At 73.1% G+C, this 2,312-nt stretch carries 2 protein-coding genes and 1 pseudogene; 1 reads left to right on the forward strand and 2 read right to left on the reverse strand.

Annotation, left to right across the window (positions count from 1 at the left end):
- Nucleotides 1-839: pseudogene (locus P1P70_RS43550) on the forward strand (ADP-ribosylglycohydrolase family protein); the annotation flags it as partial.
- Here the strand turns inward: P1P70_RS43550 and P1P70_RS43555 are convergent.
- Complete coding sequence (locus tag P1P70_RS43555) at nt 811-1,311, reverse strand: DUF6174 domain-containing protein (RefSeq protein ID WP_319247893.1); 501 nt, start codon at nt 1,309-1,311, stop codon at nt 811-813. The pseudogene P1P70_RS43550 and the gene P1P70_RS43555 overlap by 29 nt on opposite strands.
- Nucleotides 1,312-1,424: 113 nt before the next feature.
- Complete coding sequence (locus P1P70_RS43560) at nt 1,425-2,063, reverse strand: TetR/AcrR family transcriptional regulator (RefSeq protein ID WP_319247895.1); 639 nt, start codon at nt 2,061-2,063, stop codon at nt 1,425-1,427.
- Nucleotides 2,064-2,312: the final 249 nt, after the last annotated feature.

Here is a 2,312-nt window from a genome sequence, read left to right on the forward strand (position 1 = left end):
GAGATGTGCGGAGGGGGTGGGTGGGACCCGGGTGAGGCGACCGACGACACGCAGATGGCCGTGCTCGTCGGGGAGTCGCTCGTCGAACACGGCGGGCTCGAACTGCCCGACATCTTCCGGAGGTTCCAGCGCTGGGCCGTCTCCGACCCCAAGGACATCGGCATCCAGACCCAGGACGTGCTGACCAGCGGCGACCCTGGGACCTCGCCGCCGCCCGCCACTTCCAGGTGAACCTACGAGCCGCAGGCAACGGCGCGCTGATGCGGGCCGCCACCTCGGCCGTGTACTTCGCGAGGGACGGCCGGGACCGCACCATGGACGCGGCCCGGCGGCTGTCCGCGCTCACCCACGGCGACCCGGCCGCCTGGGAGGGCACCGCCGCCTTCCACGAGCTGGTCCGGATCGCGCTGGCCGGCGGCGACCCGCTCGCCGCCCTCCCCGACACCCTGACCGCACTCCACCCCGACCACCGCGCCCGGTACGACGTCGTCCTCGCCCCCGGCTGGCACCCCGAGCAGGCCACGGAGTTCAACGGCGCCGTCTGGCCCTGCCTGGGCTCCGCCGTCTGGGCCGTACGCGCGACCGACTCCTACGAGGACGCCGTACGCGCGGCCGTGGACCTCGGCGGCGACACCGACACCGTCGCGGCGGTGACGGGCGGCCTCGCGGGCGCGGTGTACGGCGCCGACGCGATCCCGGAGCGCTGGCTGGAGGCGCTGCACGTGCCCCTCCCAGGATTCGGGGAGCGGGTACTGCGCGCCCCGGAACTCAGCCTCCTGGCAACGGAGTTGGCGACCCGGGCCGCCGGCCTCAGCCCGCGCCCGGCTCGTAGCCGCTGATGACGTACTCGGCCTCGTCGTCGATGGCGTTCTCGTCCACGTCCAGAGTGATCCGCGCGGGGTGCCCGCCGGCGGCGTACTCCACCTCCGCCGTGTCCGCCTGCTCCTGCCAGGCCTTCTCCAGCATGTCCATCAGGTCACCGATCTTGGGGACGTCGCCGGGCCCCTCCCTCAGCAGCCACCGGCTGTTCTCGTCGAGGCCGACCGCCTTGACGACCTTGCCGTCCCTGACCGTCACCCGGAACTGCCCCGCCAGGGCCTGCGCGGTCGACGTGAGGGTGTAGACGTACGAGGCGGGCTCCTGCCACATGACGGTGTTCCGCGCCGTGGTGGGCTGCGGCGAGGCTCGGCCCTTCGGTTCGGAGGACGGCCCGCCGTCACAGGCGGCGGTCATCCCCACCGTCCCCACGGTCCCCGCGATCAGCGCGGCGGCCAGGAGCACGGAACGAGCACGGGAGCGTAAGTGAGTCACGGCGACCCCATTCCTGAGCGACTGTGACTAGGACGCCACCCGCCCGCGGAACGTTCACCTCCGTAAAAGCACGCCTCCGGCTCGCCCCGTAACAGCAGGCCTCCGGCTCGCCGCTACAGCGCCCGCAAGGCGCCCGCCGTAGCCCGCGTCAGGCTCTCCAGGTACCCCTTCGGCAGCTTCGGCGCGCGGACGACCACCGAGCGCCAGTACAGCGGGCCGGAGATCACGTCCAGCGCCAGGTCCTCGTCCACCCCCGCCCGGACCTCCCCCCGGGCGACCGCCGCCGCGACGATCCCCGTGGCCACGCTCTGCTGCCCCTCCCGCAACGCCTTCTGCATCGCCTCGGCGATCTCCGGGTTGCGGGCGGCCTCGGCCTGGAGGTCGGGGATGATCTGGCCGGCGACCGGGTGGCGCAGCGCGCGGGACGTGACCTCGTAGAGCAGCCGGAGGTCGCCCTCCAGCGAACCCGTGTCCGGCATCGGCAGGCCCTGGACCGCGACCGCCGAGACGAGGTCCAGCACCAGGTGCAGCTTGGAGCGCCAGCGGCGGTACACCGCCGTCTTGCCGACGCCCGCGCGGCGCGCGATGCCCTCGATGGACATCCGGGCGTAGCCCACGGCCGCCAGCTCCTCGAAGACCGCCGCCCGGATCGCCTCCGTCACGTCCTCGCGGAGCACGGCCGCCCCGGCGGGGGCCCGGCGGCGCGGCCGTGGCGGCGGCGGCTCCTCGGAGGGTTCGGCGTTCGTCGTCATGGCTCACAGCATAGGCCGTGACGACGAAACGGTTGCGTTCCGACGTCGAATCGGCTTACTCTCGCGTTGCGACGATACGGTCCCGTCCCGACGTAAGAACGGGGCAAGGACGACGTAAGAAGCGCCGGCGGCACCAGCACTGCGAGCCGTACTCGGGACGCCCCCACCAGCGACCTCACTAGCGAAAGCAGCGGATGTGAGCCAGGCCCTCGACACACCGCCGCCGATCACGGCGGACACTCCCCCCAC

The organism is Streptomyces sp. MB09-02B (genome assembly GCF_033794485.1).
In the GTDB taxonomy this organism is placed as follows: Bacteria; Actinomycetota; Actinomycetes; order Streptomycetales; family Streptomycetaceae; genus Streptomyces.